Source organism: Streptacidiphilus pinicola, assembly GCF_003258295.1.
GTDB lineage: Bacteria > Actinomycetota > Actinomycetes > Streptomycetales > Streptomycetaceae > Streptacidiphilus > Streptacidiphilus pinicola.
The window spans coordinates 14,832-40,337 of the sequence record NZ_QKYN01000016.1 but is presented as its reverse complement, the minus strand read 5'-3'; the positions used below and the strand labels follow the sequence as shown (position 1 = coordinate 40,337).

The 25,506-nt window shown below is 71.1% G+C and carries 22 protein-coding genes; 5 read left to right on the top strand and 17 right to left on the bottom strand.

The genetic code is table 11. The features are described 5' to 3' along the window. On the bottom strand, positions 1-651 hold a 651-nt coding region (locus DN069_RS03920), incomplete at its 3' end, for an iron-dependent transcriptional repressor DtxR (protein ID WP_111499388.1). A 196-nt stretch (positions 652-847) separates the two neighbouring features. Between DN069_RS03920 and DN069_RS03915 the strand changes: the two genes are divergently transcribed. From DN069_RS03915 to DN069_RS03905, 3 genes are all read left to right on the top strand, one after another. After that, positions 848-1,597, top strand: coding sequence for a sugar isomerase domain-containing protein (locus DN069_RS03915; RefSeq protein ID WP_111499387.1), 750 nt, complete (start codon positions 848-850; stop codon positions 1,595-1,597). A 141-nt stretch (positions 1,598-1,738) separates the two neighbouring features. Next, a complete protein-coding gene (locus tag DN069_RS03910; protein ID WP_111499386.1) occupies positions 1,739-2,656 on the top strand; it encodes a DUF4231 domain-containing protein in 918 nt (305 codons plus the stop codon). 70 nt (positions 2,657-2,726) lie between these two features. Beyond that, positions 2,727-3,626, top strand: a complete 900-nt coding sequence (locus DN069_RS03905; protein WP_111499385.1) for an alpha/beta fold hydrolase — start codon at positions 2,727-2,729, stop codon at positions 3,624-3,626. 61 nt (positions 3,627-3,687) lie between these two features. On the opposite strand, the gene fxsT is transcribed toward DN069_RS03905, so the two are convergent. From fxsT to pdxH, 6 genes are all read right to left on the bottom strand, one after another. Next, a complete protein-coding gene (gene fxsT / locus DN069_RS03900) occupies positions 3,688-7,671 on the bottom strand; it encodes an FxSxx-COOH system tetratricopeptide repeat protein (protein WP_341538435.1) in 3,984 nt (1,327 codons plus the stop codon). Next, positions 7,664-9,100: a TIR-like protein FxsC gene (locus DN069_RS03895; protein WP_111499384.1), complete on the bottom strand. Its 1,437-nt coding sequence runs from the start codon at positions 9,098-9,100 to the stop codon at positions 7,664-7,666. Before DN069_RS03895 ends, fxsT begins: the two co-directional genes overlap by 8 nt. A gap of 65 nt (positions 9,101-9,165) precedes the next feature. Continuing rightward, entirely contained in the window at positions 9,166-9,957 is a 792-nt protein-coding gene (locus tag DN069_RS03890; RefSeq protein ID WP_111499394.1) for an AAC(3) family N-acetyltransferase, read from the bottom strand. Beyond that, positions 9,950-12,391 (bottom strand): FxsB family cyclophane-forming radical SAM/SPASM peptide maturase, encoded by a 2,442-nt coding sequence (locus DN069_RS03885; RefSeq protein ID WP_111499393.1) that lies wholly within the window; start codon positions 12,389-12,391, stop codon positions 9,950-9,952. The genes DN069_RS03890 and DN069_RS03885 overlap by 8 nt, the downstream gene beginning before the upstream one ends. 46 nt (positions 12,392-12,437) lie before the next feature. Further along, positions 12,438-12,635 carry an FXSXX-COOH family cyclophane-modified RiPP peptide SjiA gene (gene sjiA / locus DN069_RS42775; RefSeq protein ID WP_424556247.1) on the bottom strand — a complete coding sequence of 66 codons (198 nt, stop codon included), beginning with the start codon at positions 12,633-12,635 and terminating at the stop codon, positions 12,438-12,440. A gap of 323 nt (positions 12,636-12,958) precedes the next feature. Beyond that, positions 12,959-13,591 carry a pyridoxamine 5'-phosphate oxidase gene (pdxH, locus tag DN069_RS03880; protein WP_111499383.1) on the bottom strand — a complete coding sequence of 211 codons (633 nt, stop codon included), beginning with the start codon at positions 13,589-13,591 and terminating at the stop codon, positions 12,959-12,961. A 456-nt stretch (positions 13,592-14,047) separates the two neighbouring features. Here pdxH and DN069_RS03875 point away from each other — a divergent pair, with 456 nt between their 5' ends. Together DN069_RS03875 and serC are read left to right on the top strand one after the other, a co-directional pair. Then, complete coding sequence (locus DN069_RS03875) at positions 14,048-15,148, top strand: citrate synthase 2 (RefSeq protein ID WP_111499382.1); 1,101 nt, start codon at positions 14,048-14,050, stop codon at positions 15,146-15,148. Between the two features lie 163 nt (positions 15,149-15,311). Then, positions 15,312-16,430 carry a phosphoserine transaminase gene (gene serC, locus DN069_RS03870; RefSeq protein ID WP_111499381.1) on the top strand — a complete coding sequence of 373 codons (1,119 nt, stop codon included), beginning with the start codon at positions 15,312-15,314 and terminating at the stop codon, positions 16,428-16,430. Between the two features lie 89 nt (positions 16,431-16,519). Here the strand turns inward: serC and DN069_RS03865 are convergent, their stop codons facing one another. The 10 genes from DN069_RS03865 to DN069_RS03820 form a co-directional block, all read right to left on the bottom strand. Then, the gene (locus tag DN069_RS03865; protein ID WP_111499380.1) at positions 16,520-17,089 is read right to left on the bottom strand and encodes a hypothetical protein; all 570 of its coding nucleotides are present in this window, start codon (positions 17,087-17,089) and stop codon (positions 16,520-16,522) included. Positions 17,090-17,326: 237 nt separating this feature from the next. Continuing rightward, positions 17,327-18,346 (bottom strand): LacI family DNA-binding transcriptional regulator, encoded by a 1,020-nt coding sequence (locus DN069_RS03860; protein ID WP_111499379.1) that lies wholly within the window; start codon positions 18,344-18,346, stop codon positions 17,327-17,329. A 20-nt stretch (positions 18,347-18,366) separates the two neighbouring features. Beyond that, a complete protein-coding gene (locus DN069_RS03855) occupies positions 18,367-18,702 on the bottom strand; it encodes a DUF4229 domain-containing protein (protein ID WP_243638885.1) in 336 nt (111 codons plus the stop codon). A 159-nt stretch (positions 18,703-18,861) separates the two neighbouring features. Continuing rightward, the gene (mqnE, locus tag DN069_RS03850; RefSeq protein ID WP_111499378.1) at positions 18,862-20,025 is read right to left on the bottom strand and encodes an aminofutalosine synthase MqnE; all 1,164 of its coding nucleotides are present in this window, start codon (positions 20,023-20,025) and stop codon (positions 18,862-18,864) included. Positions 20,026-20,103: 78 nt separating this feature from the next. After that, positions 20,104-21,126: a threonine ammonia-lyase gene (locus DN069_RS03845; RefSeq protein WP_111499377.1), complete on the bottom strand. Its 1,023-nt coding sequence runs from the start codon at positions 21,124-21,126 to the stop codon at positions 20,104-20,106. 7 nt (positions 21,127-21,133) lie between these two features. Further along, positions 21,134-21,613 (bottom strand): Lrp/AsnC family transcriptional regulator, encoded by a 480-nt coding sequence (locus DN069_RS03840; protein ID WP_111499376.1) that lies wholly within the window; start codon positions 21,611-21,613, stop codon positions 21,134-21,136. A 118-nt stretch (positions 21,614-21,731) separates the two neighbouring features. Then, a complete protein-coding gene (locus DN069_RS03835; RefSeq protein WP_111499375.1) occupies positions 21,732-22,388 on the bottom strand; it encodes a UbiX family flavin prenyltransferase in 657 nt (218 codons plus the stop codon). Positions 22,389-22,405: 17 nt separating this feature from the next. After that, positions 22,406-23,005 carry an NADPH-dependent F420 reductase gene (locus DN069_RS03830; protein ID WP_111499374.1) on the bottom strand — a complete coding sequence of 200 codons (600 nt, stop codon included), beginning with the start codon at positions 23,003-23,005 and terminating at the stop codon, positions 22,406-22,408. A gap of 68 nt (positions 23,006-23,073) precedes the next feature. Next, positions 23,074-23,973, bottom strand: a complete 900-nt coding sequence (gene mqnP, locus DN069_RS03825; protein ID WP_111499373.1) for a menaquinone biosynthesis prenyltransferase MqnP — start codon at positions 23,971-23,973, stop codon at positions 23,074-23,076. After that, the gene (locus DN069_RS03820) at positions 23,970-25,430 is read right to left on the bottom strand and encodes a menaquinone biosynthesis decarboxylase (protein ID WP_111499372.1); all 1,461 of its coding nucleotides are present in this window, start codon (positions 25,428-25,430) and stop codon (positions 23,970-23,972) included. Before DN069_RS03820 ends, mqnP begins: the two co-directional genes overlap by 4 nt. Positions 25,431-25,506 lie beyond the last annotated feature (76 nt).

Below are 25,506 nucleotides of genomic sequence, written 5' to 3'. Positions count from 1 at the left end.
CAGTCCACCGGCGGCGTCCTCGCCGCCGCTGCCGACGAGGACGCCGCCGGTGGACTGGGTCACGTTCACCACCGCGCCCGGCTGCACGCCGGCCCGCCGCAGGGTGTACATCAGCTGCGCGTCCGTCTGGATCGGCTCGCCGATGCGGCGCACCACGACGCTGCGGCCTTCCTCGCCGGAGGCCAGCTCGTCGAGGGCGACCAGGGACTCCGCCTCGTCGGCCGGGGCCTCGCCCAGCTCCTCCAGGCCCGGGATCGGGTTGCCGTACGGCGACTGCGTGGGGTGGCGCAGCAGCTCCAGGACGCGGCGCTCCACCGCCTCGCTGATCACGTGCTCCCAGCGGCACGCCTCGGCATGGACCTGCTCCCACTCCAGGCCGATCACGTCGACCAGCAGGCACTCGGCGATGCGGTGCTTGCGCATGACGCGAGTTGCGAGCTTGCGGCCCTCGGCGGTCAGCTCCAGGTGGCGGTCGTCGGCGACGGTGAGGAGGCCGTCGCGCTCCATCCGGGCCACGGTCTGGCTGACCGTGGGCCCGCTCTGCTCCAGGCGCTCCGCGATGCGCGCGCGCATGGGGACGATGCCCTCTTCCTCCAGCTCGAAGATCGTCCGGAGGTACATCTCGGTGGTGTCGATCAGGTGGCCTGACATCGGACCGCGGGCTCCGTTCCTCGGGTGTGCTCCGGTCGCGCTCCCGGTTGCCCCTCAATTCTTACGCATCGCGCCGACAACCAGGATGGCCCGGCGAAAGGGGCGGGGTGCCATGTTGACAGCGGCACCGGCGACCCAGCACCGTGCCAGTCACCGATGTGCTAGTCAGCCGCCACTCAGGGGAGCCGAAGACCCGATGAGCGATCTCGCCGGTCAGTACCTGGACGCCGCCGTCACCCACCTCCAGCGGATCAAGGAGGAGGAGTCCGCAGGGATCGAGGCGGCGGCCGAGACGCTCGCCCGGACCGTCCGGGAGGGTGGGCGGATCTTCACCTTCGGCGCGGGGCACTCCTCCCTCCCGGCGCAGGACGTGGTCTACCGGGCCGGCGGCCTGGTGCTGATGAACCTGCTGACCGTCCCGGGCGTGATCGGGGTGGACGTGGTCCCGGCCCACCTGGGCAGCGCGCTGGAGCGGGTGCCGGGGCTGGCGACCGCGACGCTGGACGCGGGCCCGGCCCGCGCGGGCGACCTGCTCTTCGTGATCTCGCTCTCCGGCCGCCAGGTGATGCCGGTCGAGCTGGCCCGCCACGCCCGCGAGCGCGGGCTGACGGTGATCGGCGTGACCTCCCTCGCCTACCCCGCCCAGGTGACCTCGCAGCACCCGGACGGGCTGTACCTCAAGGACGTCTGCGACCTCGTCCTGGACAGCAAGATCGCGGTCGGCGACGGCGAGCTCACCGCCGAGGGCGCGGAGACCACCTTCGGTCCGGTCTCGACGATCACCACCGTGGCGCTGATGCAGGCGGTCGTCGCGGTGGCGGTCGGCAAGCTGGCCGCGGCCGGGGTCACCCCGCCGCTGTTCCGTTCCGGCAACGTCGACGGCGGTCTCGACTGGAACGCGAAGCTGATGGCCGAGCACAAGGACCGCATCTTCTACACCTTCTGACGCCCCGTCATCCCTGCTGTCACCCGCAGAGGCGGACCGCCGCCCTCCGCTCGCCGATTGGGCGAATACGTGTGCTGTGCACGGACGGTGGGCAGGTTGACACTTATTCAGGGCGGCGAGCGCGCGAGGGGGCAGTCGGTCATGGTCTTGAACTCCGCTCGGGACTTCCGCGAGGACGGACTGATCCCGGAGCCGTACCCGACCATCGATCAGGTCGCGGTCAACGAACAGCAACGGGCCACACGTTGGTACGGCGGGCAGATCCTCGCGCTCTTCGCGGCGTCCGCGCTCGGCATCGCCGACTGGCACGCCGGCGGGCTGGACCTGTCCCCCGCCTTATCGCTGCTGGCGTTCCTGGCCGCCTTCTACTACTGGAGCCGGCTGCGGGCCAAACACCCGCAGACGCTCTGGTTCGAGAGCCGCGCGGCCGCCGAGGCGATCAAGGGCCTGGTCTGGCGCTACTCGATCCGGTCCCGCCCCTTCGACGGCGAGGCCTACGCGCCGGAGGCGGACGAGCAGTTCCTGGACGAGATCAGCGAGATCTTCGAGATCTACCGTGGTCTCGGCGTCATCGACGCGGAGGCCCAGCCGGCGATCACCGCCGAGATGACCCACCTGCGCGGCCAGGGCCTCGCCGTCCGCCGCGAGGTCTACCTGCGCGAGCGGGTCCGCGCGCAGCGCGTCTGGTACGTGGGCAAGGCGGACGCCTACGACAACAAGAGCACCGTGTGGTCCCTGGCGACCCTGGCCGCGATCTGCTTCGGCCTGGCCCTCGCCCTGCTGCAGATCTTCGGCGCCCTCCACCTCCACGCGCTCGGCACCTTCGCCACCATCGGCGCCGCGATCACCGCGTGGACCCAGCTCAAGCAGTTCCGCCCGCTCGCCGCGGCCTACCGCGTCGCCGCCAAGGAGCTGGAACAGATCGAGAACCGCCTCTCCCGCCTCGACCCGGCCGAACCGGGCGCGGAGGAACTCTGGTCCCGGCTCGCCCGCGAGGCGGAGTCGACACTCGCCAAGGAACAGGCCGTCTGGCGCGCCCGCAGCGACCGGAGGATCTGAGCCGACACCGGAGCCGGGGGGCCGCGGTCCGCACTCCCGCCCTGCCAGGACGACGAAGGGGAACCGGGTCATGGAGCTACAGGTCAAGGCAGCCGATGGACGCAACCTGGCGGCGGCGACCTGGGGCAGACCCGACGGCAGACCCGTCTTCCTGCTGCACGGCACTCCCGGCAGCCGGCTCGGGCAGACACCGCGCAGCTCGCTCCTGTCGCGGCTGGGCTTACGCGTCATCACCTTCGACCGCCCCGGCTACGGCGACTCCGACCGGCTCCCCGGACGGCGCGTCCGCGACGCCGCGGACGACGTCCGCACCATCGCCGACCACCTCGGCCTCGACCGCTTCTCCGTGGTCGGCCGCAGCGGCGGCTCGCCGCACGCGCTGGCCTGTGCGGCCCTGCTGGCGGACCGGGTGGTGCGGACGGCCGCCCTGGTCTCGCTCGCCCCGTGGGACGCCCAGGGCCTGGACTGGCAGGCGGGCATGTCCGCCAGCAACCGGAACAGCTACCGCCGGGAGTACCAGGACGACCAGAGCCGTCGGCTCTCCACCACCCTGCGCATCCGTTCGCGCGACATCCGCGAGGATCCGCAGCGGCTGCTGGAGCAGCTCCGTGGCGAGCTCCCGGCAGCGGACCGGTGGATCCTCGCCAGCGGCACCATGACCAGCCTGCTGCGCACCAACTACCGCGAGGCGCTGCGCCGTGACAGCGGCGGCTGGATCGACGACGCGCTCGCCTTCCGGCAGGCCTGGGGCTTCGACGTCACCACGATCCCCGGCGAGGTGCTGCTCTGGCACGGCGCCGACGACGTCTTCTCGCCCGTGGAGCACACCGTCTGGCTGGCCGAGCGGATCCCGCACTCGCGCGTCGACATCCGCCGCGCCGAGGGTCACTTCGGCGCGATGCGGGTGATGCCGGAGGTGCTGCAGTGGGCCTCGCAGGACCCGGGTGAGGAACCGGACGCCGCCGGGTGAGGACGGGGGCCGGAACGGGACAGATCCCGTTCCGGCCACCCGCCCGTGAGCGCCGGCGTTCTCAGAGCGGCAGCAGTTCCAGGTCCCGCCCGAGCCGGCGCCAGGCCCGGGCGCTCTGCACCGCCTGGTGGTCGTCCCCCAGCTGCCTGATCAGCTCCTCCAGGGCCTGCGCCCGCAGCTCCTGTGCCTCCGGCCGGCGTCCCTGGTCCCGGATGGTGATCGCCAGGTTGACCTGGGCGACGACCGAGTCCGGGTGCTTGACGCCGTAGCGCTGCGCCAGCCCCTCCTTCGCGGCCCTCCCGAGCGACTCCGACATGGCCAGCTCCCCGCTGTCGCCGAGGGAGTTGGACAGGTTGATCATGGCGGTGAGGGTGTAGGGGTGGTCGTCCCCGAGCGTCTGCTGCAGCAGGTGCAGGGTCCGCTGCCCGAGCGCCAGCGCCTCCTCCACCCGTCCGCTGTCGCGCTGGTAGATGCTCAGGTTGTTCGCGCAGATGAGCGTCGACGGGTGGCTCTCGCCGAGCGTGGACAGGAACCGGTCGTAGATCTCCTTCGCGGTCTCGGTCGCCGCCTCCTTGTCCCCGGACGCCGAGTACTCGGCCGCCAGGTTCAGCGCGCAGGAGAGCGCGTCCGGGTTGTTCTGGTCGTACCGCTCCAGGTACCGGTTGTACGTCTCCGTGGTGAGCCGCTTCGCCTCCGCCTGCTGGCCGACCTTGCGCAGGGCGACCGCGAGCGACTTGGCGTACCGCAGCGAGGGCAGGTCCGGGACGGGGATGGTGTACTCGTCGCGGAACTCGTTGAGCAGGCTCACCGACCCCTTGTAGTCGCCGAGCGCGCGCAGGTCCTCGGCGAGGGCGGCCTTCGAGGTGAGGGTGTGCGGGTGCAGCGGACCGAGCACCTCGACACGGATCGTGTAGACCTCCTCGTCCAGCACCCGGGCGGCCTCGTAGTCGCCGGTGCAGCGGTAGTCGATGGCCAGGTTGTTGGCGATGCGCAGCGTCGACGGGTCGTCCTCGCCGAGCACCTCCTTCATCTGCTGGTAGGTCTCCTGGTCGAGCTGGAGCGCGTCGCGGTAGCGGCCCAGCGCACGCCGGTCGGCGGCCAGCGAGCCTGCCGTCTGCAGGGTCTGCGGGTGGTCGTCGTGCAGCACCCGGCGCTGCCGCGCCAGGGTGTCCTCGTCCAGCTCCAGACACTCGGCGACCAGACCCTTGGAGCGGAACACACTGGCGAGCTGGAACCGCAGCTGCAGGGTCTGCCGGTCGTCCTCGCCCAGCTTCTCGGTCCAGGCGACGTTCAGACGCCGGCCGAGTTCGTCGGCCCGGTCCAGGTCGCCGCGCTTCCACAGGTACCGGACGCGGTCGATCAGCAACTGCCGGGTGTCGGCCTCGTCGCAGGTCTCCGCGGCGGAGGGGCCCAGGTGCGGCCAGATCAGTTCGAAACGGGGCCAGTTCTCCGGGTCGTCGGTGTCGCCGATGTCGGGTCGGGCGCCGACCAGGATCCGGTGGACCTCGTGGACCAGCTCCTCCTGCTCCTCCGCGCTCAGACCGGACCTTATGACGGCCTGCACCATCCGGTGCACCTGGAAGGTGCGGCTGCTGTTGTCGACCTTGGCCAGCGCGTACCGGCCGATGGCCCGGATCACCCGGCCCATCATGTTCTTGTCGCGCAGCTCGACGTCGTACGGGAGCAGCGCGTTCATCATCTGGTCGCTGTAGAAGATGCTGATCGCGATCGAGTCGGGCGAGAAGAACGCCGACAGCTGGAGCAGTCGGACCGCCGCCGGCATCTGTCGGCGCAGGCGCTCGATGGAGACCTGCCAGGCGCGACCGAAGCTGTCGGGATAGTCGTCGGGCGTGGCTCCGCCGAGCGCCTTGTCCGGCTGGCTCTGCAACTCCTCGACATAGTCCGCGACGGGCACGCCGGTGGTCTCCAGCCAGGCGGCGGCGATCTCGACGGCCAGCGGCAGGTCGCCGACCGCCTCGGCGACCAGCGCCGCCTCCTGACGCGTCAGCGCCGGGGCCCGGCGGACCAGGTGGTCGACCGACTCCTCGCGCTGGAAGACGTCGACCTCCAGCGCCTCGGCGTGGCCGGACCACGCCTGGTTGCGCGAGGTCACCAGCACGTCGCCCGGGCCGCCCGGGAAGAAGCGGACGATCGTCGCCGGGTCGTCGGCGTTGTCGAAGATCAGCAGCCAGCGCCTGGCCTTGGGGTGGTTGCCGGAGCGCAGCGTCTCCTTGACGAGCTCCGCGGTCTCGGCCGCGTTCTCGCTGATCCGCAGTTCCAGGCGCCGGCCCAACTCGACGAGCGACGTGGCGACCTGCTCGGGCTGCTCGGCCTCGATCCACCAGATCAGGTCGTAGTCGGCGATGAACCGGTAGGCGTACTCGAGCGCCACCTGCGTCTTGCCGACACCGCCGAGCCCGTACAGGGTCTGCGGGGTGGGCAGCACCACGGTCGAGCGCCGGTCGCGCTGCTTGTCCCGCAGTTGGTCACGGAGCCGGTCCAGCACGCTGCTGCGGCCGGTGAAGGACGGGTTGCGCAGCCGCAGGTTCCAGATGGCCGGGCGCAGCCCCGGATAACGCGGGCCCTCGCCGGGCACCGCCTCCGGCGGCGGCGTGTCACCGCGCCCGACCGCGCGCAGCAGCGCGGTGATGGCGCCGGACTCGTCCAGGCGCTGCAGGTCTATGCCGTTGGCGTTGCTGTAGGCGCCGGTGGGCCGGGTCTCGCCGACGCGCACCGGGATCAGCTCACGGGTGTCCTCCGACGGGTTGCCGACCAGGATGTCGCGCGCGGCCCGGGCCTGCACCGCACGTGCGTACGGCGCGGACCAGACGGCGACGGTCCGGGTGACCGTGTCCCGCAGCCGGTCCCCGTCGCTGCGCGGAGCGGCACCCAACTCCCTTGGGACAACCCGCAGTCCGGCACGGGTGAGGACCCACTCGATCCACTCCGCCCACATCCGGTCCTCGGAGGCGTAGGAGAGCAGCACGTCCTCGCGGGCCGCCGGGTGCGGACGGGTGAAGCGGTCCCGGTAGTGGAGTCGGATGTCCTCCTCCATCGGCGGCAGTCCGCTGACCCGGCCCTCGGTGATCTGCCCGACCAGGCGCTCGCAGGCCGAGAGCAGGCTGCCGGGCTGCCCGGAGCGGTCGCCGAAGGTCGCCAGGATCTCCTCGTAGGCGTAGAACCGCACGTAGGGGATCTCCACCGCGTCCCAGTACCGGTCCCGGGCACCGGGGCTCATGTGCTGCGGCAGCTGTCCGAACCGCTTGCGGGCCAGCGCGCGGCCGGCCTCCGCCTTGCTCTTCTCCCCGTCGTCGACCCGCATCGGCACCGGGAGCACGCGGATGCCGCGGTCCGAGTGGCGCTCGACGATCCGGCGCGCGATCTCGGAGGCGCCCTCGATGCTCTGGCTGCTCAGGGTGAAGCAGACCACCAGGTCGTCGGGCATCTCCACGGTGCAGATCTCGGCGATGTCGGACAGGCCGGTCCGGCTGTCGATCAGCACGTAGTCGTAGTGGCGGCGCATCTCCTCACGCAGCGTCTGGAAGAACCGCGCCCCGTCGACGTGCTCGTAGAACTCGTCCCAGTTGAGGTTGGCGACGGTGGCGCCGTAGTCGCTGTGGGCCTGACCGGCCGGGAGGAAGTCGAGGCAGCCGTCGCCGGGAAAACCCTGCCAGTTGACGGAGAGCGCGTGGGGACGGACCCGGACCATCCGGCCCAGCCACTCGTCGCTGCGGTCCTCGCGTTCGAGCGCCTGCTCGCGGTACTCGTGGATCAGGTCCACGATCCCCGTGCTCGCATCCAACGCGGTCTGGTCGAGGAAGGGGTGGAAGAACCGCGCCAGCCCCGGCGCCTCCAGGTCCCAGTCGACCGTCAGCACCCGCTTGCCGTTGGCGGCGAGGAGCCAGGCGGCGTTCGCCAGGGCCATGGTGCGGCCGGTACCACCCTTGTAGCTGTAGAAGGTGATGATCCGGCCGTTGCGTCCGGCAGACGGAAAACCCCTCGCGGGGGTCGCCATTCCGGCGAACGTCTGCTCCTGCTCACTCACGAGAGTCCTCCCCCGGACCTGACGGCGGTGATGACGGTGGCTCTTGCTGGGGCGGTAACTTCGGCGGCCCGGACGGCTCGCCCGGTCCGCCCGACGGTTCGGGCGGGTCCCCGTGATCCGGCGGGTCCCCGGGGGCCGGCCGGTCCGGTGGATCCGTGCGCAGGCTCGGCTTGCGCGGGCCGCGCGGACGGGTCCTGCCCTCTTCGCGGATCAGGTCGAAGGCGTGCTGGGCGGCCATGGCCGCGCCCGGCAGCGAGTCCTCGAAGTCCTCCACCGTGGCCAGCGCGCCGTTGGCGCGCTCACCGGGCCGGCGGCGGCGTTCCACCCGCATGTGGGTCAAGGTCTCGTCCGCGAGCCGCAGCAGCTCCTCGTTGCGGCGCTCGCACTCCGCGTCGTCCTCGGGCCACGGCTCCAGCACACCGACCCACGTCGGGTTCTGCGCGTCGAAGCGCTTGAGCAGCTCGCGGCGGTCCTTGTCGAGCAGGCTCCAACGGTCGAGCAGCAGCACCCCGGGCGCCGCCGGCGCCTCGCCCCGGAGCAGCAACTGCGCCTCCTCCTCGAACTCGTGGATGCTCGGGTGGAACTCCGACTGCCGGGCGACGTAGGCCGCACGCCGCGCCAGGGTGTCGGCGACCCCGCGGTACGGCTTCCAGTCGACGGCGCTGATCCCGTAGGCGTCCGCCGACCGGCCGACCGGAAGATTGCGCACGTCGCAGGCCATCACCGCGATCCGCAACCGCCGGCGCTGGTCCGGTGGTTGGAACGCGCTGGCGCGCGTCTGGAAGTCGCGGCGCCGGCCGACCGTGATGGTGGTCTGCCGGGCGACCCGGACGATCGTCTGCGCCAGCCGGAGCACGGCCAGCTCGTACTGCTCCCGGAAGTAGCTCAGCCGGGAGAGGCTCAGCAGGCCCTCGGTGACGTAGTCCTCGCCGAAGTCCCGGTGCGCGTACTGCAGCGGACGGGCGACGTCCGGCAGGTCGTCCTGCCCGACGACGACCCACTGCACCGGGACCACCCCGCTGATCTGGGAGGAGCCCGGACGGTTGATCAGCACCTGGCGGGAGCTGAACGCGGCCCACTCCTGGCCGCAGGCCTCGGAGCGGAAGTAGCGCGGCGAGTAGAGCGGCACGAAGACCCGGCAGTGGGCCAGCGCCTCGGTGATCCGCTCCGACCAGCCCTCGCCGAGGTGCATGCCGGTGTCCATGAACCCGGCCGGCTCGTCGTCGTCGAGCCCGGCCATCTCCGCGACGGCCTCGCACAGGTCGTGGAAGAGCTGCTCTTCCCAGTGCGTCTTGGTCTTGGGACCGCCGTTGGTCACACGCGGAACTCGCGGGGAATGGGCGTAGCTGAGAAAGAAAAAAGGACGTGGAACGTCCTCAGGCCAGCTCCCATGGTCGACCACGCGCCACTCCCCCAGCGACCTCACCATCGTGCGTTAGAACGATGGAACCCTGCTAGCCGACGGAGCGTCAACACTGCATCATGCGACCGTTGTTATGCCCACACCAGGGAGGGGAGCGTGGCGGCCGCGTCCACGGCGGCGCGCAGCGGCACCAACGCGGCCGTAGCGGACCCCACCCGGCCGTGGCGGACGGGCACGAGGGGGGCGACCCGGCGGCCGAGCTCGCCGAAGCCGGAGTCGTCGAAGTCCAGCCCGGTGAAGTGGCGCCAGACGGCCTGTCCGCGCTCGTCGAGCACCCTCGCGCTGTAGCGCCTGCGCGGGTGGTCGGCGCGCTGGTAGTCGAGCAGGTGGAAGGGCGTGAAGGTGCGCGGACCGGTGCCGAGCAGCAGCGCCTGCGCCCGCAGACCGTACAGCCGCCCCAACGGCGAGTCCGGGCCCAGGTGCTGTTCGAGCGGGTGCTCCCAGGTGATCTCCCCGGCGGCGGGGCCGAGGGCCGCGAACGAGGTCTGCGGATGCGCGCTGCGCAGGGCCCCCGGGGTGCGCCGCAGCTCCTCGCTGAGCCGCCCCATCGTGGGCGAGCAGGGGGAGTTGCGGCGGTCGAAGGGGGGCATCGCCTCGTGGTACGCGGCGAGCGCGGCGGCACTCAGGCCTGCGGTGGCCGCACGGTAGAGCGGGGAGGTCCGGGAGTTCTCCGGTGTCGCGGTGTAGGCGACGAGCGTGCCGCTGTCGCCCACGGCGAGCCGCAGGGCGCGCAGCACCGCGGCCGCGCCGCCGACCACCGGCCCGACCCGCCGGAGCGAGGCCTGGACGAAGAGGACTCCACCCGGCTCCACGCCCAGCCTTTTGAGCCCGAGCTGAAGGTCGTCCTCCGTCCAGTCAGCCACGGGCACCCCCCACGACGGCCCGCGCGGCCTCGGCGGCCTCGCCCAGCCAGGGCTCCACGGTAGCCCGCATCCCCGCGACGAAGCGCTCGCCGCGAGCCGTCAAGATGCCCGAACCGGCCAGCTCCAGCACGGCGCGATGGGTGTGGTCGAGCCAGCGGACGAACTCGTCCCGCGCCTGCGCGGAGCCGGTCTCGCGCCAGCGGGAGCGCCAGAACTCGACGACCGCGATATGCGCGTACGTGCCCTGGAACAGGCCCTCGAAGGGGCGGGGATCGGGCCGCCAGGGGACCTCGAACCGGCGGGCGTCGCTCCGGTCGAAGAGGTCCTCGACGTCGAACACGGCACCGAGCTTGACGTGCTGGAACTCGTGGATCAGCAGCAGCGCCATCAGCTCCGCCGAACCGGGCCGGGCGATGCCCACCGTGCCGAACACGTCCCGGGCGGCGCCGCTCACATAGGTGCCGTCGTCGGCGGGACGCAGCGGGACGACGGTGCGCAGGCCGGCCCGCAGCCCCGGCGCGTAACCCGGCAGCGTCGCGTCGATCAGCCGCCACGCCTCCGCGAGCTCGGCCTGCCAGGCGTCGGCCTCGCCGTCCGTCATGGAATCGGCCGGATCCCAGTGGTGCGCCCGGCGCTGCGGATCGGTGTCGTCCAGGCGCAGCCGCCAGCTCGCGTCGGCCTCCCCGCCCGACCTCTCGCGCACGGGCCGCCAGCGCGGTTCGGCGGCAGGGCGGCGCAGTTCCACCTCGATGTGCTCGTCCGGCGTCTCCACGGTGAACCGGCCCTGTTCCGTGACCACGAGCACGGAGGCGCCCCCGACCTCCCGCAGGACCCCGTGGCCGGGCAGCCGGACCTCGCCGCCCTCGCGGACGGGGAGCATCAGCTTCTCCCGCCGCCCGGCGAACAGCGCGGCGGACGCGGCGAGTTCGGCGACGCCGCCGAAGCGGACGGCACCGGGGAGGTCCGGCAGGCGCAGGGTGTCCAGGGCCCAGGAACGGGTGAAGGGGTGCGCGAGGGCGGTCTCCAGCGCCTGCGGGGCGTCGGCGTCCAGCCGCGCGATCAGGTCCCAGGCCTCCGCGTAGGGAAGGTCCGGCTCCGGGGCCGCCGCCCAGGCCTCGGCGATCCGGTCGAGCAGCATCCGGGCGAGCTCGACCTGCGCGTCCCACAGGGCACCGACGGCCTTCGCGTCGCCGTAGCCGGCGGCGAGCCGGTCGAAGTGGGTGTCCGTCAGCAGACCGGCAGACATGACGTGGTGCTCCTTGCGGGAAGCCGGGGCCGCTGTCTCGCCTGCGGTCTCCGCGCTGTCGCGGACCGAGGTGATCAGGGCGAGTAGATCAGGGCAGAAGACGCTGGGGTTGTCGAAGCCGCCGCCGGGGGCATGGAAGCCGCCCTCGGCGCTGCGGTAGCGGTGGGCGTAGAGACCTCCGCCGCAGGACTCGACCACGGGGCAGGCGCGGCACTGGGCACTGAGCCCCGCCAGCCCCTGCTGACGGTCGATCATGCCGGGGTGCCGGGCGGCGGTGTCGAAGTCGTGGCGGAACACGTCGAAGCCGGTGGCGGCCGCGCCGTCGAAGGTGGTCTTGAGCGAGTCGGCCTGCTCGAGCGACCCGTCGGTCTCGACCACGACGAGGTCGGCGGGCGCGAGTCCGAGCGACTCGATGAGGCTGCTCTCACCACGCAGCGTGCGGTGGATCGAGTCGAACATGCGGACCGGCACCGGGCGGCCGGCGGAGCTCCAGCGCTCGTGGATCCGCAGCAGCCAGTCGGCGTACGGCGTGTCACCCGACCCGTCGGGCCGCAGCGGGGGTTCGTCCCACGTCGCGTGCGGCAACAGGAAGTCGATGCGGGGTGGTTCGAGGGCGACGAGTGCGTCGTAGACGGCACAGGGGTCGTTGCGTACGTCGATCGTGCACAGCAGGCCGGCGTAGAGATGGCGCCAGCGGGGCTGTCGGAGCAGGTTCACCGCTCGCAGCACCTGGTCGTAACTGCTGCGTCCGTCCGCATAGCGGCGGTGCAGGTCGTTGGCCTCGCGTCCGCCGTCGAGAGAGATCCCGACGCGGATGTCGAACTCGTCGAAGAGGGTCAGGAACCGCTCGTTGAGGGTGACGCCGTTGGTGTGGATCCGCAGGTCGAGCCGGCACACACCGCGCAGGTTCCGATGGAGCTCCTGCGCGGCTCGACGCAGTCTCAGCGGACCGGCCAGCAGAGGCTCCCCGCCGTGCAACACCACGTTGACCTGTCGGAGCCCGTGCCCTCGTGCGTGTTCTGCGATCCTCGCGGCCGTCCGCGCGAGCACCTCGTCGGAGGCGACCTTCGGCAGGCCGCGCCAACTGGAGTCCGCGTGTTCGTACACGTAGCAGTGATCACAGGACAGGTCGCACCGACTGTTCAGTTTCAGAACGAACTGTCGAAAAGGGACCACAGGAGCCAACATCTCGGCCATGATGTGTTACCTACGGAAGGACAGCCTCTGCCCCTCATCAGATCGAGGATTGGAAGCCTGCGACATCGAGCCGGGAAACACCGTTGTCGGGGAGCACGCGGCTCAGCATCATGCTGTGCGCGGCATCACCCCGCTTCGCCAGCCTGACCGGCACCGGACGGACAGTGGCAGCAGCCGCGGCTGCGACGGAACCGGCTACCGTCGCCCGGGACTTGGTGTCACGAGTTGCGGACATGTGGACCCCTTGTGGGTTCGTCGGAACAAGGACCGGGTAGAGGCCTCTTCGGTCCTGTCCCAGTGGTCCGCATGGTCTGCATCGCCAAGGAGCTCAGGTACCAGGAGCAAACCACTCACCCGCGCGGAAATTTACCCGCTTTCAGAGGGGATCATCACAAGGTCTCCAAGATCTAGACACCGCGTCGTTGCAACTGACGGTGATGTGCGCTGGTCAGATGCCGTGACAAATCAACCCCCTGCCCGCCCTGAGCGTAGTGATTCACACGACTGGATGACGGAAATTACGCCATCCGGGGTAGACGCATGTCTACTGACGCCGCCTCAGGGGCAGAGTCGCTCCACCCGCCAGCCGGTCGGGGCAGTGGGGTCGGTGTCGTAGCGGAGGCGGTCGTGGAGCCGGTTCTCGCGGCCCTGCCAGAACTCGACCGAGGTCGGGGAGACCCGGAAACCACCCCAGAAGGGCGGGACGGGGACGCCCTCGCCCTCCGGGTAGCGGGTGGCGAGATCCGAGTAGCGCTGTTCCAGTTCGTCGCGGGAGGCGACCGCTCGGGACTGCTCGCTGGCCCAGGCGCCGAGCTGGGAGCCGTGCGGGCGGGAGCGGAAGTAGCCGGCCGTCTCGTCGCGGCCGACCCGGGTCGCGGTGCCGGTGACGATGACCTGACGGGCGATCGGGTGCCACGGGAAGAGCAGTGCCACATGCGGGTTGCCCGCGATCTCACGGCCCTTGCGGCTCTCGTAGTTGGTGTAGAACACGAAGCCGCGCTCGTCGTAGCCCTTGAGCAGCACGGTGCGCAGGCTGGGCCGGCCGGCCTCGTCCACCGTGGAGACGATCATCGCGTTCGGCTCGTCGATCCCCGCGTGCTGCGCGTCGACGAACCAGCGGGTGAACTGCTGGACCGGGTCCGCGGCGAGTTCCGCCTCCAGCAGGCCCTCGGCCCGGTACTGGCGGCGCATGTCCGCGGGGTCGGTCTGGGCGAGCGGCGCGATTGGCCCGTGGTCCGGCGCGAGGGGAGCATCCGATGCGTGCACGCCGCCATCATCCCAGGCGTGCCCGAAGGGCTGGGCTGAACGGACCGCGAAGATCGTCCGACGACCGACCGACGGTTGGGAGCCAGGCACTGGATGCCATGGCCACCCTCGAGGACGAGTGAGTATCGTTGCCGGGCTCCGTCGACGAAGCCGGACGCAACGGCAGGTGAATACCACGCGTGTGCAGGGCATCACCGACGTGGGATCTGGCGCGGTGCACCCAGTGCCTGAGAAGCTGACACCGCGTGCCACGCGCACCGCACCGCCGTCCGCGCAACCGCGCGACCACAAATCAAGAGACGACTTGGCCACACCACCAAGCCATCCGCCGATCCGACCGGCCAGAACCGACCGGTCCGAGCAGATCAGAGGAGCCGCCTGATGTCCGACTTCGTACCCGGACTCGAAGGAGTCGTTGCGTTCGAGACGGAGATCGCCGAACCCGACAAGGAGGGCGGCTCCCTCCGGTACCGCGGAGTCGACATCGAGGAACTGGTCGGCCACGTCTCCTTCGGCAACACCTGGGGCCTGCTCGTCGACGGCAAGTTCAACCCGGGCCTGCCCCCGGCCGAGCCGTTCCCGATCCCGGTCCACTCCGGCGACATCCGCGTCGACGTCCAGTCCGCGCTGGCGATGCTCGCCCCGGTGTGGGGTCTGCGTCCGCTGCTCGACATCAGCGCCGAGCAGGCCCGTGACGACCTCGCCCGCGCCGCGGTGATGGCCCTCTCCTACGTGGCCCAGTCGGCCCGCGGCCAGGGCCTGCCGATGGTCCCGCAGAGCGAGATCGACAAGGCCGAGACCATCGTCGAGCGCTTCATGATCCGCTGGCGCGGCGAGCCGGACCCGAAGCACGTCAAGGCCGTCGACGCGTACTGGACCTCCGCGGCCGAGCACGGCATGAACGCCTCCACGTTCACCGCCCGCGTCATCGCCTCCACCGGCGCGGACGTGGCCGCGGCCCTGTCGGGCGCCGTCGGCGCGATGTCCGGCCCGCTGCACGGCGGTGCGCCGTCCCGCGTGCTGGGCATGATCGAGGAGATCGAGCGCACGGGCGACGCGGTCGCCTACGTCAAGAACGCCCTCGACAAGGGCGAGCGCCTGATGGGCTTCGGCCACCGCGTCTACCGAGCGGAGGACCCGCGGGCGCGGGTCCTGCGGCGGACGGCGCAGGAGCTGGACGCTCCTCGCTTCGAGGTCGCCGCGGCACTGGAGAAGGCCGCGCTGGAGGAGCTGCACGCACGCCGCCCCGACCGCGTGCTGGCCACCAACGTCGAGTTCTGGGCAGCCATCGTCCTGGACTTCGCCGAGGTCCCGGCGCACATGTTCACCTCGATGTTCACCTGCGCCCGCACGGCGGGCTGGTCGGCGCACATCCTGGAGCAGAAGCGCACCGGGCGCCTCGTGCGCCCGTCCGCCCGCTACATCGGCCCGGGCACCCGCAGCGTCACCACGATCGAGGGCTACCAGTCCATCTCGCACTGACCCCGTCAGGGGCGCGGGGAACTGTCCGAGCAACCAGTCACCTCTTCGGGTGGCTTGTCGCGCAGTTCCTCGCGCCCCTGAAGTGCGCCCGGCCGGAGGCCGGGGGAGTCTCAGCCAACGGACCTGTCGCTTCGACGCATGTCAGAGCCGATACGCTTCGGTCGTGGCTGATATCCAGATCCCCGCTGACATCAGGCCCGCTGACGGCCGTTTCGGCGCAGGTCCGTCCAAGGTGCGGCCGGAGGCGCTCGGCGCGCTTGCCGCGGCCGGGAACTCTCTGCTCGGTACCTCCCACCGCCAGGCCCCGGTGAAGAACCTGGTCAAGCGGGTGCGGGAGGGCATCAGCAGCCTCTTCTCGCTGCCGGAGGGCTACCAGGTCGTCCTCGGCAACGGCGGCTCCACCGCCTTCTGGGACATCGCCGCCTTCGGGCTGGTCGAGAACAAGTCCCAGCACCTCAACTTCGGCGAGTTCTCCTCCAAGTTCGCGGGAAGCGTCAAGGCCGCCCCGTGGCTGGCCGAGCCGACCGTGATCAAGTCCGAGCCCGGCACGCACCCGCTGCCGCAGGCCGAGGCCGGCGTGGACGTGTACGCGCTCACGCACAACGAGACCTCGACCGGTGTGGCCATGCCGATCCGCCGCGTCGCGGGCGCCGACGAGGGCGCCCTCGTGCTGGTGGACGCGACCTCCGGGGCCGGCGGTCTGCCGGTGGACATCACCGAGTCGGACGTCTACTACTTCGCGCCGCAGAAGTCCTTCGCCTCCGAGGGCGGCCTGTGGATCGCGGTGTTCTCCCCCGCCGCGCTGGAGCGCGCCGCGCGCGTCGCCGCGTCCGGCCGCTACATCCCGCCGTTCTTCGACCTGCCGACGGCCATCGACAACTCGTCGAAGGACCAGACGTACAACACCCCGTCGATCTCCACGCTGTTTTTGCTCGCGGACCAGCTGGACTGGATGAACGACAACGGCGGCCTGGCGTTCACCACCGGCCGCACCGCGGACGCCTCCTCGCGCCTGTACAACTGGGCCGAGAAGTCGTCCTACGCGACCCCGTTCGTCACCAACCCGGCCGAGCGCTCGCAGGTCATCGGCACGATCGACTTCGACGACGCGATCGACGCCGCCGCGGTCGCCAAGGCACTGCGTGCCAACGGCATCGTGGACACCGAGCCCTACCGCAAGCTGGGCCGCAACCAGCTGCGCATCGCGATGTTCCCGGCCATCGACCCGGCCGACGTCGAGGCGCTGACGGCCTGCGTCGACTACGTGATCGACAAGCTGTAGGACCCGCGGGCTGCAGCGCCCCGCAGGACGGACATGCCGAAGGGGCGGGCCGCGAGGCCCGCCCCTTCGGCATGTCTGCGCTCAGCGCGTCAGTGGTGCGCGACGGGGATCGGCACCGGCAGGCTGAGGCCCAGGCTCGCGACGGTCTGGGTGACCACGGCCAGCAGGTCGGTGACGATGGCCGTCAGGGCCGCCGTCACCTTGGAGAGATCGGGCGGCACCGTGGTCAGCGCCGACACCAGTGCCGTGACGTCGCCCTGGAGCTTGGTCAGCGCGTCGCCCAGCGGGTTCGGCACAAGGCCGCGGGCGTGCTTGCCGTCGACCGGCAGCGGCGACGTCGGGGCCGCGTTCTTGAGGTCGGTGATGGCCGAGGTGACCTTGGCGGCGGCCGCCTGGATGTCGGCGGCGCTGGGCGCCGGCTTGGCACTGGCCATCGCGGTGAGCGAGGCGATGGTGTCCTGCACGGCGCCGAGCTTGCCGAGCAGGCCGAGCGCGGTGGACGGGTCGGCCGCGGGGAGACGATGGTGCTGGACCACGTACTGGGTCGTGGTGCCGACGGACTGGGGTGCGGCCTCCGCGGTCGCCCAGAGGGAGCTGCCCGCCAGGACTGCGGCGAGCGTGGTTCCGGCGATCACGGAGTGGACGCGACTGAAACGCATGAGCGTGACTTCCCTAACTCAGAAAGGGTTGGTCGGACTCGCTCAACCTCGCCCCGCTCGTCACTCTCGGCAACAGGAGAGATCCAAACGGTTATCACCCACACGCGTAACAGGACGCGGCTAGTGCAGGGCGGCACCGATCACGACGACGATCAGGAGCAGCACCAATGCACCGGTGACGATGCGCATTCTGGTCTTGGGATCCACACGTTCAGCCTATCCCCCGTCCGACGGAGGTCAGCGCCCGGTGGATCCGCGCACCACGAGGTAGGTCGGCAGCGGCTCGGGTTCGGGAACCGCCTCGTCCGCGCCCGCGCCGAGACCGGCCAGCAGCCGGACGCCGGCCGCGCCCAGGCGCTCGCCGGGCAGGTCGACCGTGGTGAGAGCGGGCGCGAAGAGCGGCGCGGCCACGATGTTGTCGATGCCGACGACCGAGAGGTCCTCCGGGATCCGCAGGCCCAGCTCGGCCGCGACGTGGTAGACGCCGGCGGCCACCACGTCGTCGTCGCAGACGACGGCCCGGGGACGGCCCGTGGCGGGGCCGAGGAGAGTCCGTGCGGCCTCACGGGCGGCGTCCAGGCCGCCGTTGACGGAGACGCCGACCTCGACCACCTCCGCGCCCGCAGCGGCGGCCTCGAAGCCCGCCTGGCGGGCCCGGAAGGTGTGCGCGGACTCGACGGACCGCAGATGCCCCAGCCGCTGATGACCGAGCTCACGCAGGTGCCCGACGGCCGCGGCCATGCCGGCGCCCACGTCGAGCTGCTGGGTGCGGCGGCGCGGATGCCCGGCACTCAGCGAGGGGTCGGCGTCGAGGTAGACCACGGGGACGTCGTCGGGCAGGTCGCCGCCGAGCTGGCGGTCGTCCGGGGAGCAGACCAGCAGGCCGTCGTACTGGCCGCCGCGCGCGGCGCGGGCCAGGGCGGCGTGGTCCCAGGCGGAGGAGACGACCACGGACAGGCCACCGTCCCCGGCGGGCCCGGCGGCCTCGGTCTGCGCACCCGCCAGCACGCGGGCGAAGAAGGGGCCGAGGATGTTCGGGACGGCGAGCAGCAGCATCCCGGTGCGACCGAGCCGCAGTTGGCGTCCGGCGGCCTGCGGCGCGTAGCCGAGCTCGGCGGCGGCGGCCAGCACCCGCTCCCGGGTGGCCCCGGAGACGCGGTGCGACGCGGCGGCCGAGCCGGAGAAGACCAGCGAGACGGTGGCCTGGGAGACCCCGGCGCGCTCGGCGACGTCGCGCCCGGTCGGACGGCGGTTCACCCGCGGCGCCTCGGCGGGTCCTACTGCTGCTGGGCGCGCACGGCGTCGTCGAGGGCGTCCTCGGCGGCGTTCTGCGCGGCGATGCGGGAGCCCATGGTCTGCTTGCCCGCCTTGCGGCGCGCCAGCCCGCCGGTGATCTGCTCCGACATGGCGTCCCGCTGGCGGCTCAGCACGACGAAGCTGATCGGCGCGGAGACGACACCGGCGATGATCAGCAGCAGGAAGACCCCGGACGCGCCGGCCGTGACCGGCAGCACGCCGACCCGGGCGAGCACCAGGGCGATCAGGAAGCAGGCGAGGAAGATGCTGGCCCGCATCGCGCTGTAGCGGAGGGTGGCGTGCGACTTGGTGCTCACGACGCGGATTCTCTTTCCCTACGGGGATGGCAATACCCAACAAGTGAAGCACGCCGCCGGAGGCGATCTTCACAGGGCTGTGGAAAACCTGACGGCACCGGCGTCAGCGCAGGTCGCGCCCCATGCCGACGCCGTCGCGGTCGTCCCCCCGAGACCCCGTCAGAACCGCATCGGCTGCGGGGTCTCCCGGCGGTCGGCGTCCGGGCCGGGGTACTCGTTGATGATCTCGTAGCGGGTGTTCCGCTCGACCGGGCGGAAGCCCGCGTCACGGATCAGGTCGAGCAGGTCGTCGCGGGTCAGCTTGTTGGGCGTGCCGAAGCCGTCGGCGTCATGGGTGATCTTGTACTCGACGACCGAGCCGTCCATGTCGTCCGCGCCGTGGTTGAGCATCAGCTGGGCGCCGGCCAGGCCGTGCATCACCCAGAAGACCTTGACGTGCGGGACGTTGTCGAAGAGCAGCCGGGAGACGGCGAAGGTGCGGATCATGTCCGCGCCGGTCGCCATCGTGGTGCGCGCCTGCAGCGTGTTGCGGATCTTGCCGTCGCGCGAGTCGTGGAAGTCGTGCTGGTAGCGCAGCGGGATGAAGACCTGGAAGCCGCCGGTCTCGTCCTGCAGCTCACGCAGCCGCAGCACGTGGTCCACGCGGTGCCGCGGCTCCTCGATGTGTCCGTAGAGCATCGTGGCGGGCGTCTTGAGGCCCTTGGAGTGCGCCAGGCGGTGGATCCGCGACCAGTCCTCCCAGTGGGTGTCGTGGTCGACGATGTGCTGGCGGACCTCCCAGTCGAAGATCTCGGCGCCGCCGCCGGTCAGTGACTCCAGACCGGCATCGATCAGCTCGTCGAGGATCTCGTCGGCGGACAGGCCGGAGATCTTCTCGAAGTGGTGGATCTCGGTGGCGGTGAAGGCCTTGAGCCCGACGGTGGGCAGCGCCTCCTTCAGGGCCCGCAGCGAGCGCGGGTAGTACCGCCAGGGCAGCGTCGGGTGCAGGCCGTTGACGATGTGCAGCTCGGTGAGCTGGTCGGTCTCCATCGCCTTGGCGAGCTTGACCGCCTCCTCGATGCGCATCGTGTACGCGTCCTTCTCGCCCGGCTTGCGCTGGAACGAGCAGTACGCGCAGGAGGCGGTGCAGACGTTGGTCATGTTCAGGTGACGGTTGACGTTGAAGTGGACGACGTCGCCGTTCTTCTGCGTCCGCACGTGGTGGGCGAGCCCGCCGAGCCACGCCAGGTCGTCGGTCTCGTAGAGGGCGATCCCGTCCTCACGGGTGAGCCGCTCCCCGGCGTAGACCTTCGCCTCCAGCTCGCGCTTCAGCCCTGCGTCCATCCGAGTCCCGCCTCCATCAGCGACCTGAACAATCCGCACGAGCCTACGCCCCCGCCCGGTGCTCACCGTGCACCGCCCCTACTGGGCGAGCAGCCTCGCCAGCAGGCTCGGCTCCAGATTGCCGCCGCTGACGATCGCGGCGAATCGGCTGCCGGGGAGTTCCTCGGCGTGGAAGAGGTAGGCCGCGGTGGCGACCGCGCCCGAGGGCTCGGCGACGAGGCGGCCGCGGCGGGCCAGCACGGCCACCGACTCGGCGATCTCCTCCTCCGAGACCGTGATGATGTCGTCCACGTAGGCTTGCACGTGCTCCCAGGGCAGCTCCCCCAGCGAGGTGGTGCGCAGGCCGTCCGCAATGGTCCGGTAGGTGTCGGCGTGGGCCCAGGCGCGCCGCTCGCCGGCCCGGAAGCTCTCGGCGGCGTCGCCGGCCAGTGCGGGCTCCACTCCGATGACCCGCACGCCCGGCATGGTGAGCTTGAGCGCCGTCGCGACGCCGCTGATCAGACCGCCGCCGCTGACCGGGACCAGGACGGTCTGCAGGTCGAGGTCGAGGGCGGCCGCGTCGTCGGAGATCTCCAGGCCGGTCGTGCCCTGGCCCGCGATGATGTACGGGTCGTCGTAGGGCGGCACCCAGACGTAGCCGTGCCGCTCCACCAGCTCTGCGGGCAGGTCGTCCCGTTGGGTCATGTCGACGAGGATCACCTCGGCCCCGTAGGAGCGGGTGTTCTCCACCTTCACGGCGGGTGAGGTGTCCGGCATGACGATGACGGCCTTGATGCCGAGCTCACGGGCGGCGTAGGCGACCGCCTGGGCGTGGTTGCCGCTGGACTGGGCGACGACGCCGCGCGCCCGCTCCTCCGGCGTCAGCGCGGCCAGGCGGTTGTACGCGCCGCGGAGCTTGAACGCGCCGGTCGGCTGCAGGTTCTCCGGCTTCAGGTGCAGTGACCGGCCGGCCCCTCGCCCACCACCCCCCTTGTTCGAGCTGCTTCGCAGCACACCTTCTGGGCGGTCGGCCCAGGGGCAGGGCAGCAGGGGTGTGCGCACCGCGACCCCGGCGATCCGTCGTTGTGCCTCGCGCAGTTCGTCCAGCGTCACCAGGGCCATGCGGGCGTCACGCCTTTCGCGTCGGGTCCGTGAACTCGGTCTCGGGAAGCTCGACCGCCCGGTTCTCCCACTTGGTGGAGAGGACGACCGTCGTACGGGTGCGGGCGACGCCCTTGGTGCCGGAGAGGCGCTTGACGATCGACTCCAGCCCGTCCACGTCGGGGACGCGGGCCTTGAGCATGTAGGAGTCGTCGCCCGCGATGAACCAGCAGTCCTCGATGTCGGGCAGGTCGCGCAGCCGGTGCGCGACGTCCTCGTGGTCCGCCGCGTCGGTCAGCTGGAGACCGATCAGGGCGGTGACGCCGAGCCCGAGCGAGGCCGGGTTCACCGTCGCGCGGTAACCGGTGATCACGCCCGCCTGTTCGAGGCGGTTGATCCGGTCGGTGACGCTGGGGCCCGACAGGCCGACCAGCCGGCCCAGCTCGGCGTAGGAGGCGCGCCCGTTCTCGCGCAGCGCCTGGATGAGCTGCCTGTCCACCGCGTCCATGGTCGAAAACCTGGCCTTCCAATCGTTGGGGAACCTGCCGACAGTATCCGGATTCCAAATCTCCGAGCCGACACAGCCCCCGGTTCGCAAAGAAGATACTCCGACGAGGTGACCTCCATCACGTCGAGGTGGCGCCGCCGCCCAGTTCACCCGCCCAGCGCAGGTAGAGACCGTGGTCGACCCCCACCGCGTCGAGCACACGTCCGGCCACGAAATCCACGAGCTGCTGCACGCTGGCCGAGCCCGCGTAGAAGCCCGGGGAGGCGGGGATGACCACCGCGCCCTGCTGGTCCAGGTCGGCCAGTTGACGCAGCGTCACCCCGCTGAGCGGGGTCTCCCGCACACAGAGCACCAGCGGGCGGCGCTCCTTGAGAGTGACGCTCGCCGCCCGCTGCAGCAGGTCCTTGCTCAGGCCGATCGCGATCCCGGCGACGGCGGCCGCGCTGCACGGGACCACGATCATCCCCTTGGCGGGGTACGAGCCGCTGGACGGCCCGGCGGCGAAGTCGCCTGCCGTCCAGTAGCGTACGGCGTCCAGCTCGAACCGCTGGGGCTTGCCGCGGTCCAGCGGCCGCTCCAGCCACTCCCGCAGGTCCTCGCGCCAGTGCGCGTCGCGGAAGGAGATCCCGGTCTCGTCGATCAGGGTCAGCCGGGCCGCGCGGCTGACCACCACGTCCACGGCCTCGCCCGCCCCGAGCAGTCCCCGGATCACCGCCGCCGCATACGGCGTCCCGGACGCCCCCGTCACACCGACGACCCACGGTTCACGCTTCACGCATCGACCCTAACGGGTCAGTCGTGCACGAGCCGGAGGCCGGTGCGGCGGCCGTGGGTCTCGTAGGCCGGGACCATCAGGAAGAGCGCCGCGTCCAGCAGATCCGGACGGCCCAGGCCGGCGAAGGCGGGGACCAGACCGACAGCGCTGATCAGGGCCTCGACGGTGGGGGCGTCGGCGGCGTCGAAGACGGTGTAGAAGAGGTGGCCCGGCTCGCCGTCCCAGCGCGGGTCGGCGAAGGTCTCCCAGGCCTGGCTGTTGAAGGCGCGGGCGTATCGGGCGGTCGGCACCATGGCGCGCACCAGGTCGGCGCTGTGCAGGACCGGCAGCGGAAAGCGGTTGGTGGCGTCGAGGACGAGCTTGCCCGCGAGCGCGTCGGCGTGCGTACGCAGGAAGGCCTGGACGTCGTCGGCCGGAATGGCCAGCAGGACCGTGTCGGCGGCGGCGACGGCCTCCTCCGGGGTCGCGACCTTCGCCCCGGTGTCGCCCGCCGCCTCGGAGGCGGCCGGGTTGCGGGAGCCGAAGACGACGGCGTGCCCGGCTCTGGCGAAGGCACGGCCGAGGGTGCCGCCGATGTTGCCGGTGCCGATGACCGCTGTGGTGCCGATCTCGCTCATACGAAGAGGCCCTCCCCTTGCTCGTCCCTGTGGGGATGGTGAGCAACGAGAGGGCCTCTGATATTCCGTCAGGGGGTGAGTCCGCGCAGCACCAGGTCCAGCAGGGCGAAGCAGAACAGCGAGATGCCGACGAATCCGTTCACCTGGAAGAAGGCGCGGTTGAGCCGGCTCAGATCACCCGGACGGACGATGGAGTGCTCGTAGACGAAGGCCACGGTCACCACCGCGAGACCCATCCAGAACGCCCAGCCGGCCACCGTCAGATACGCGTACCAGCCGAGCAGCAGCAGGGTGACCACGTGCGCGGCCCGGGCGCCGTACAGGGCGTTGGCGACGCCGAAGCGGGCCGGGACGGAGCGGACGCCGTCGGCGCGGTCGGCCATCACGTCCTGGCAGCCGAAGATCAGGTCGAAGCCGCCGATCCAGACGCCGACGGCCAGACCCAGCACGCAGGCCTCCCAGGACCAGGTGCCGGTGACGGCGAGCCACGCCCCGACCGGGCCCATGGCCTGCGCGAGGCCCAGGATCGCGTGCGGGAAGTCGGTGAACCGCTTGCCGTAGGGATAGACGACCATCGGGATGACCGCGATCGGCGCCAGCGCCAGGCAGAGCGGGTTGAGCAGCGCGGCCGCGGTGAGGAAGACGACCAGCGCGACCGCCGAGCCGGTGTACGCGGTGCGCAGCGACACCGCGCCGGTGACCAGCTCGCGTCCGGCGGTGCGCGGGTTCCGCGCGTCGATCTCGCGGTCGATGATCCGGTTCGCGGCCATGGCGAACGTCCGCAGGCCGACCATGCACAGGGTGACCAGCAGCAACTGGACCCAGTGCACGTGCCCGTCCTGCAGGAACATCGCCGTCAGTGCGGCGATGTAGGCGAAGGGCAGCGCGAAGACCGAGTGCTCGATCATCACCAGCCGCAGAAACGCCTTCGTCCTGCCGATCTCCGGGGTGGCGACAGCCGTCGTCATGAGAGCCCGTACTCCTTCCAACGCTGGTCGACGAGCGAGGCGGTGGCCGGGTCCGACAGGACCATCTCGGGCCAGCCGCCGTCGCGGGTGTACCCCTCCTCGGGGAGCTTGCGGGTCGCGTCGATACCCGCCTTGCCGCCCCAGAACTGCTGGTAGGACGCGTGGTCGAGATGGTCGACCGGCCCCTCCACCACCGACAGGTCGCGGCTGTAGTCCACGTTGCCGAGCGCCCGCCAGGCCACCTCGTGGTAGTCGTGGACGTCGCAGTCCGAGTCCACCACGACGATCAGCTTGGTCAGCGACATCATGTGCGCGCCCCAGATCGCGTGCATGACCTTCTGCGCGTGCTTGGGGTACTTCTTGTCGATCGAGACGATCACGCAGTTGTGGAAGCCGCCGGCCTCGGGCAGGTCGTAGTCGACGATGTCCGGGACGATCACCTTCAGCAGCGGCAGGAAGAACCGCTCGGTGAACTTGCCCAGCGGACCGTCCTCCGTCGGCGGGCGGCCGACCACGATGGACTGCAGGATCGGGCGGCGGCGCATCGTCACGCAGTCGATGGTCAGCGCCGGGAACGGCTCCTGCGGCGTGTAGAAGCCGGTGTGGTCGCCGAACGGGCCCTCGGGCAGCATCACGCCCGGGTCCAGCCAGCCCTCCAGCACCACCTCGGCGTCGGCCGGGACCTGGAGCGGGACGGTCTTGCAGTCGACCATCCTCACCCGCTCGCCGCCGACGAAGCCCGCGAACAGGTACTCGTCGATGTCGCCCGGCAGCGGCGCGGTGGCGGCGTAGGTGACGGCCGGCGGGCAGCCGAAGGCGATGGCGACGGGCAGCTTCTCGCCGCGCTTGGCGGCGACCGCGGCGTGGTTGCGGCTGTCCTTGTGGATCTGCCAGTGCATGCCGATGGTGCGCTTGTCGTGCCGCTGCAGCCGGTACAGCCCGAGGTTGCGGATGCCGGTGTCCGGGTCCTTGGTGTGGGTCAGGCCCAGGTTGAAGAACGACCCGCCGTCCTGCGGCCAGGTGAACAGCGCCGGCAGCCGCATCAGGTCGACGTCGTCGCCGGTGAGCACGACCTCCTGGACCTTGGCCTCCCCCGGCTTCACCTTCTTGGGCGGCACGTGCGTCATCCCGGCCAGCTTGCCGAAGGCCTCGCGCACACCGGTGAACCCGTGCGGCAGCTCGGGCTTCAGCAGCCCGGCGATCTTCTCGCCGATCTCGTCGGCGGACTTCAGGCCCAGCGACTTGGCGAGCCGGCGCTCGGTCCCGAAGACGTTCATGGCCAGCGGCATCGCCGAGCCCTTGACGTTCTCGAACAGCAGGGCCGGCCCCTTGGCCTTCTGGACCCGGTCGACGATCTCCCCGACCTCCAGGTACGGGTCCACCTCCACCGTGATCCGCTTGAGGTCGCCCTCGCGCTCCAGCGCTCGGAGGAAGGACCGTAGATCGTCGTAAGCCATAGCGCTCAGTATCCGTCACGGGTCCGCGATCACTGATTGCGGGGGCGGGCGTAAATGCTTTGTTTCGTGCATTTAC

Coding starts and splice junctions, on each gene's coding strand:
- DN069_RS03875 (WP_111499382.1), top strand. CDS start 14,048: ATGTCCGACTTCGTACCCGGACTCGAAGGAGTCGTTGCGTTCGAGACG.
- pdxH (WP_111499383.1), bottom strand. CDS start 13,591: ATGCGCCGCCAGTACCGGGCCGAGGGCCTGCTGGAGGCGGAACTCGCC.
- DN069_RS03840 (WP_111499376.1), bottom strand. CDS start 21,613: ATGGACGCGGTGGACAGGCAGCTCATCCAGGCGCTGCGCGAGAACGGG.
- DN069_RS03845 (WP_111499377.1), bottom strand. CDS start 21,126: ATGGCCCTGGTGACGCTGGACGAACTGCGCGAGGCACAACGACGGATC.
- mqnP (WP_111499373.1), bottom strand. CDS start 23,973: ATGACGACGGCTGTCGCCACCCCGGAGATCGGCAGGACGAAGGCGTTT.
- DN069_RS03820 (WP_111499372.1), bottom strand. CDS start 25,430: ATGGCTTACGACGATCTACGGTCCTTCCTCCGAGCGCTGGAGCGCGAG.
- DN069_RS03915 (WP_111499387.1), top strand. CDS start 848: ATGAGCGATCTCGCCGGTCAGTACCTGGACGCCGCCGTCACCCACCTC.
- DN069_RS03905 (WP_111499385.1), top strand. CDS start 2,727: ATGGAGCTACAGGTCAAGGCAGCCGATGGACGCAACCTGGCGGCGGCG.
- DN069_RS03910 (WP_111499386.1), top strand. CDS start 1,739: ATGGTCTTGAACTCCGCTCGGGACTTCCGCGAGGACGGACTGATCCCG.
- mqnE (WP_111499378.1), bottom strand. CDS start 20,025: ATGGACGCAGGGCTGAAGCGCGAGCTGGAGGCGAAGGTCTACGCCGGG.
- DN069_RS03895 (WP_111499384.1), bottom strand. CDS start 9,100: ATGGTGAGGTCGCTGGGGGAGTGGCGCGTGGTCGACCATGGGAGCTGG.
- DN069_RS03885 (WP_111499393.1), bottom strand. CDS start 12,391: ATGTTGGCTCCTGTGGTCCCTTTTCGACAGTTCGTTCTGAAACTGAAC.
- sjiA (WP_424556247.1), bottom strand. CDS start 12,635: ATGTCCGCAACTCGTGACACCAAGTCCCGGGCGACGGTAGCCGGTTCC.
- DN069_RS03865 (WP_111499380.1), bottom strand. CDS start 17,089: ATGCGTTTCAGTCGCGTCCACTCCGTGATCGCCGGAACCACGCTCGCC.
- DN069_RS03830 (WP_111499374.1), bottom strand. CDS start 23,005: ATGAGCGAGATCGGCACCACAGCGGTCATCGGCACCGGCAACATCGGC.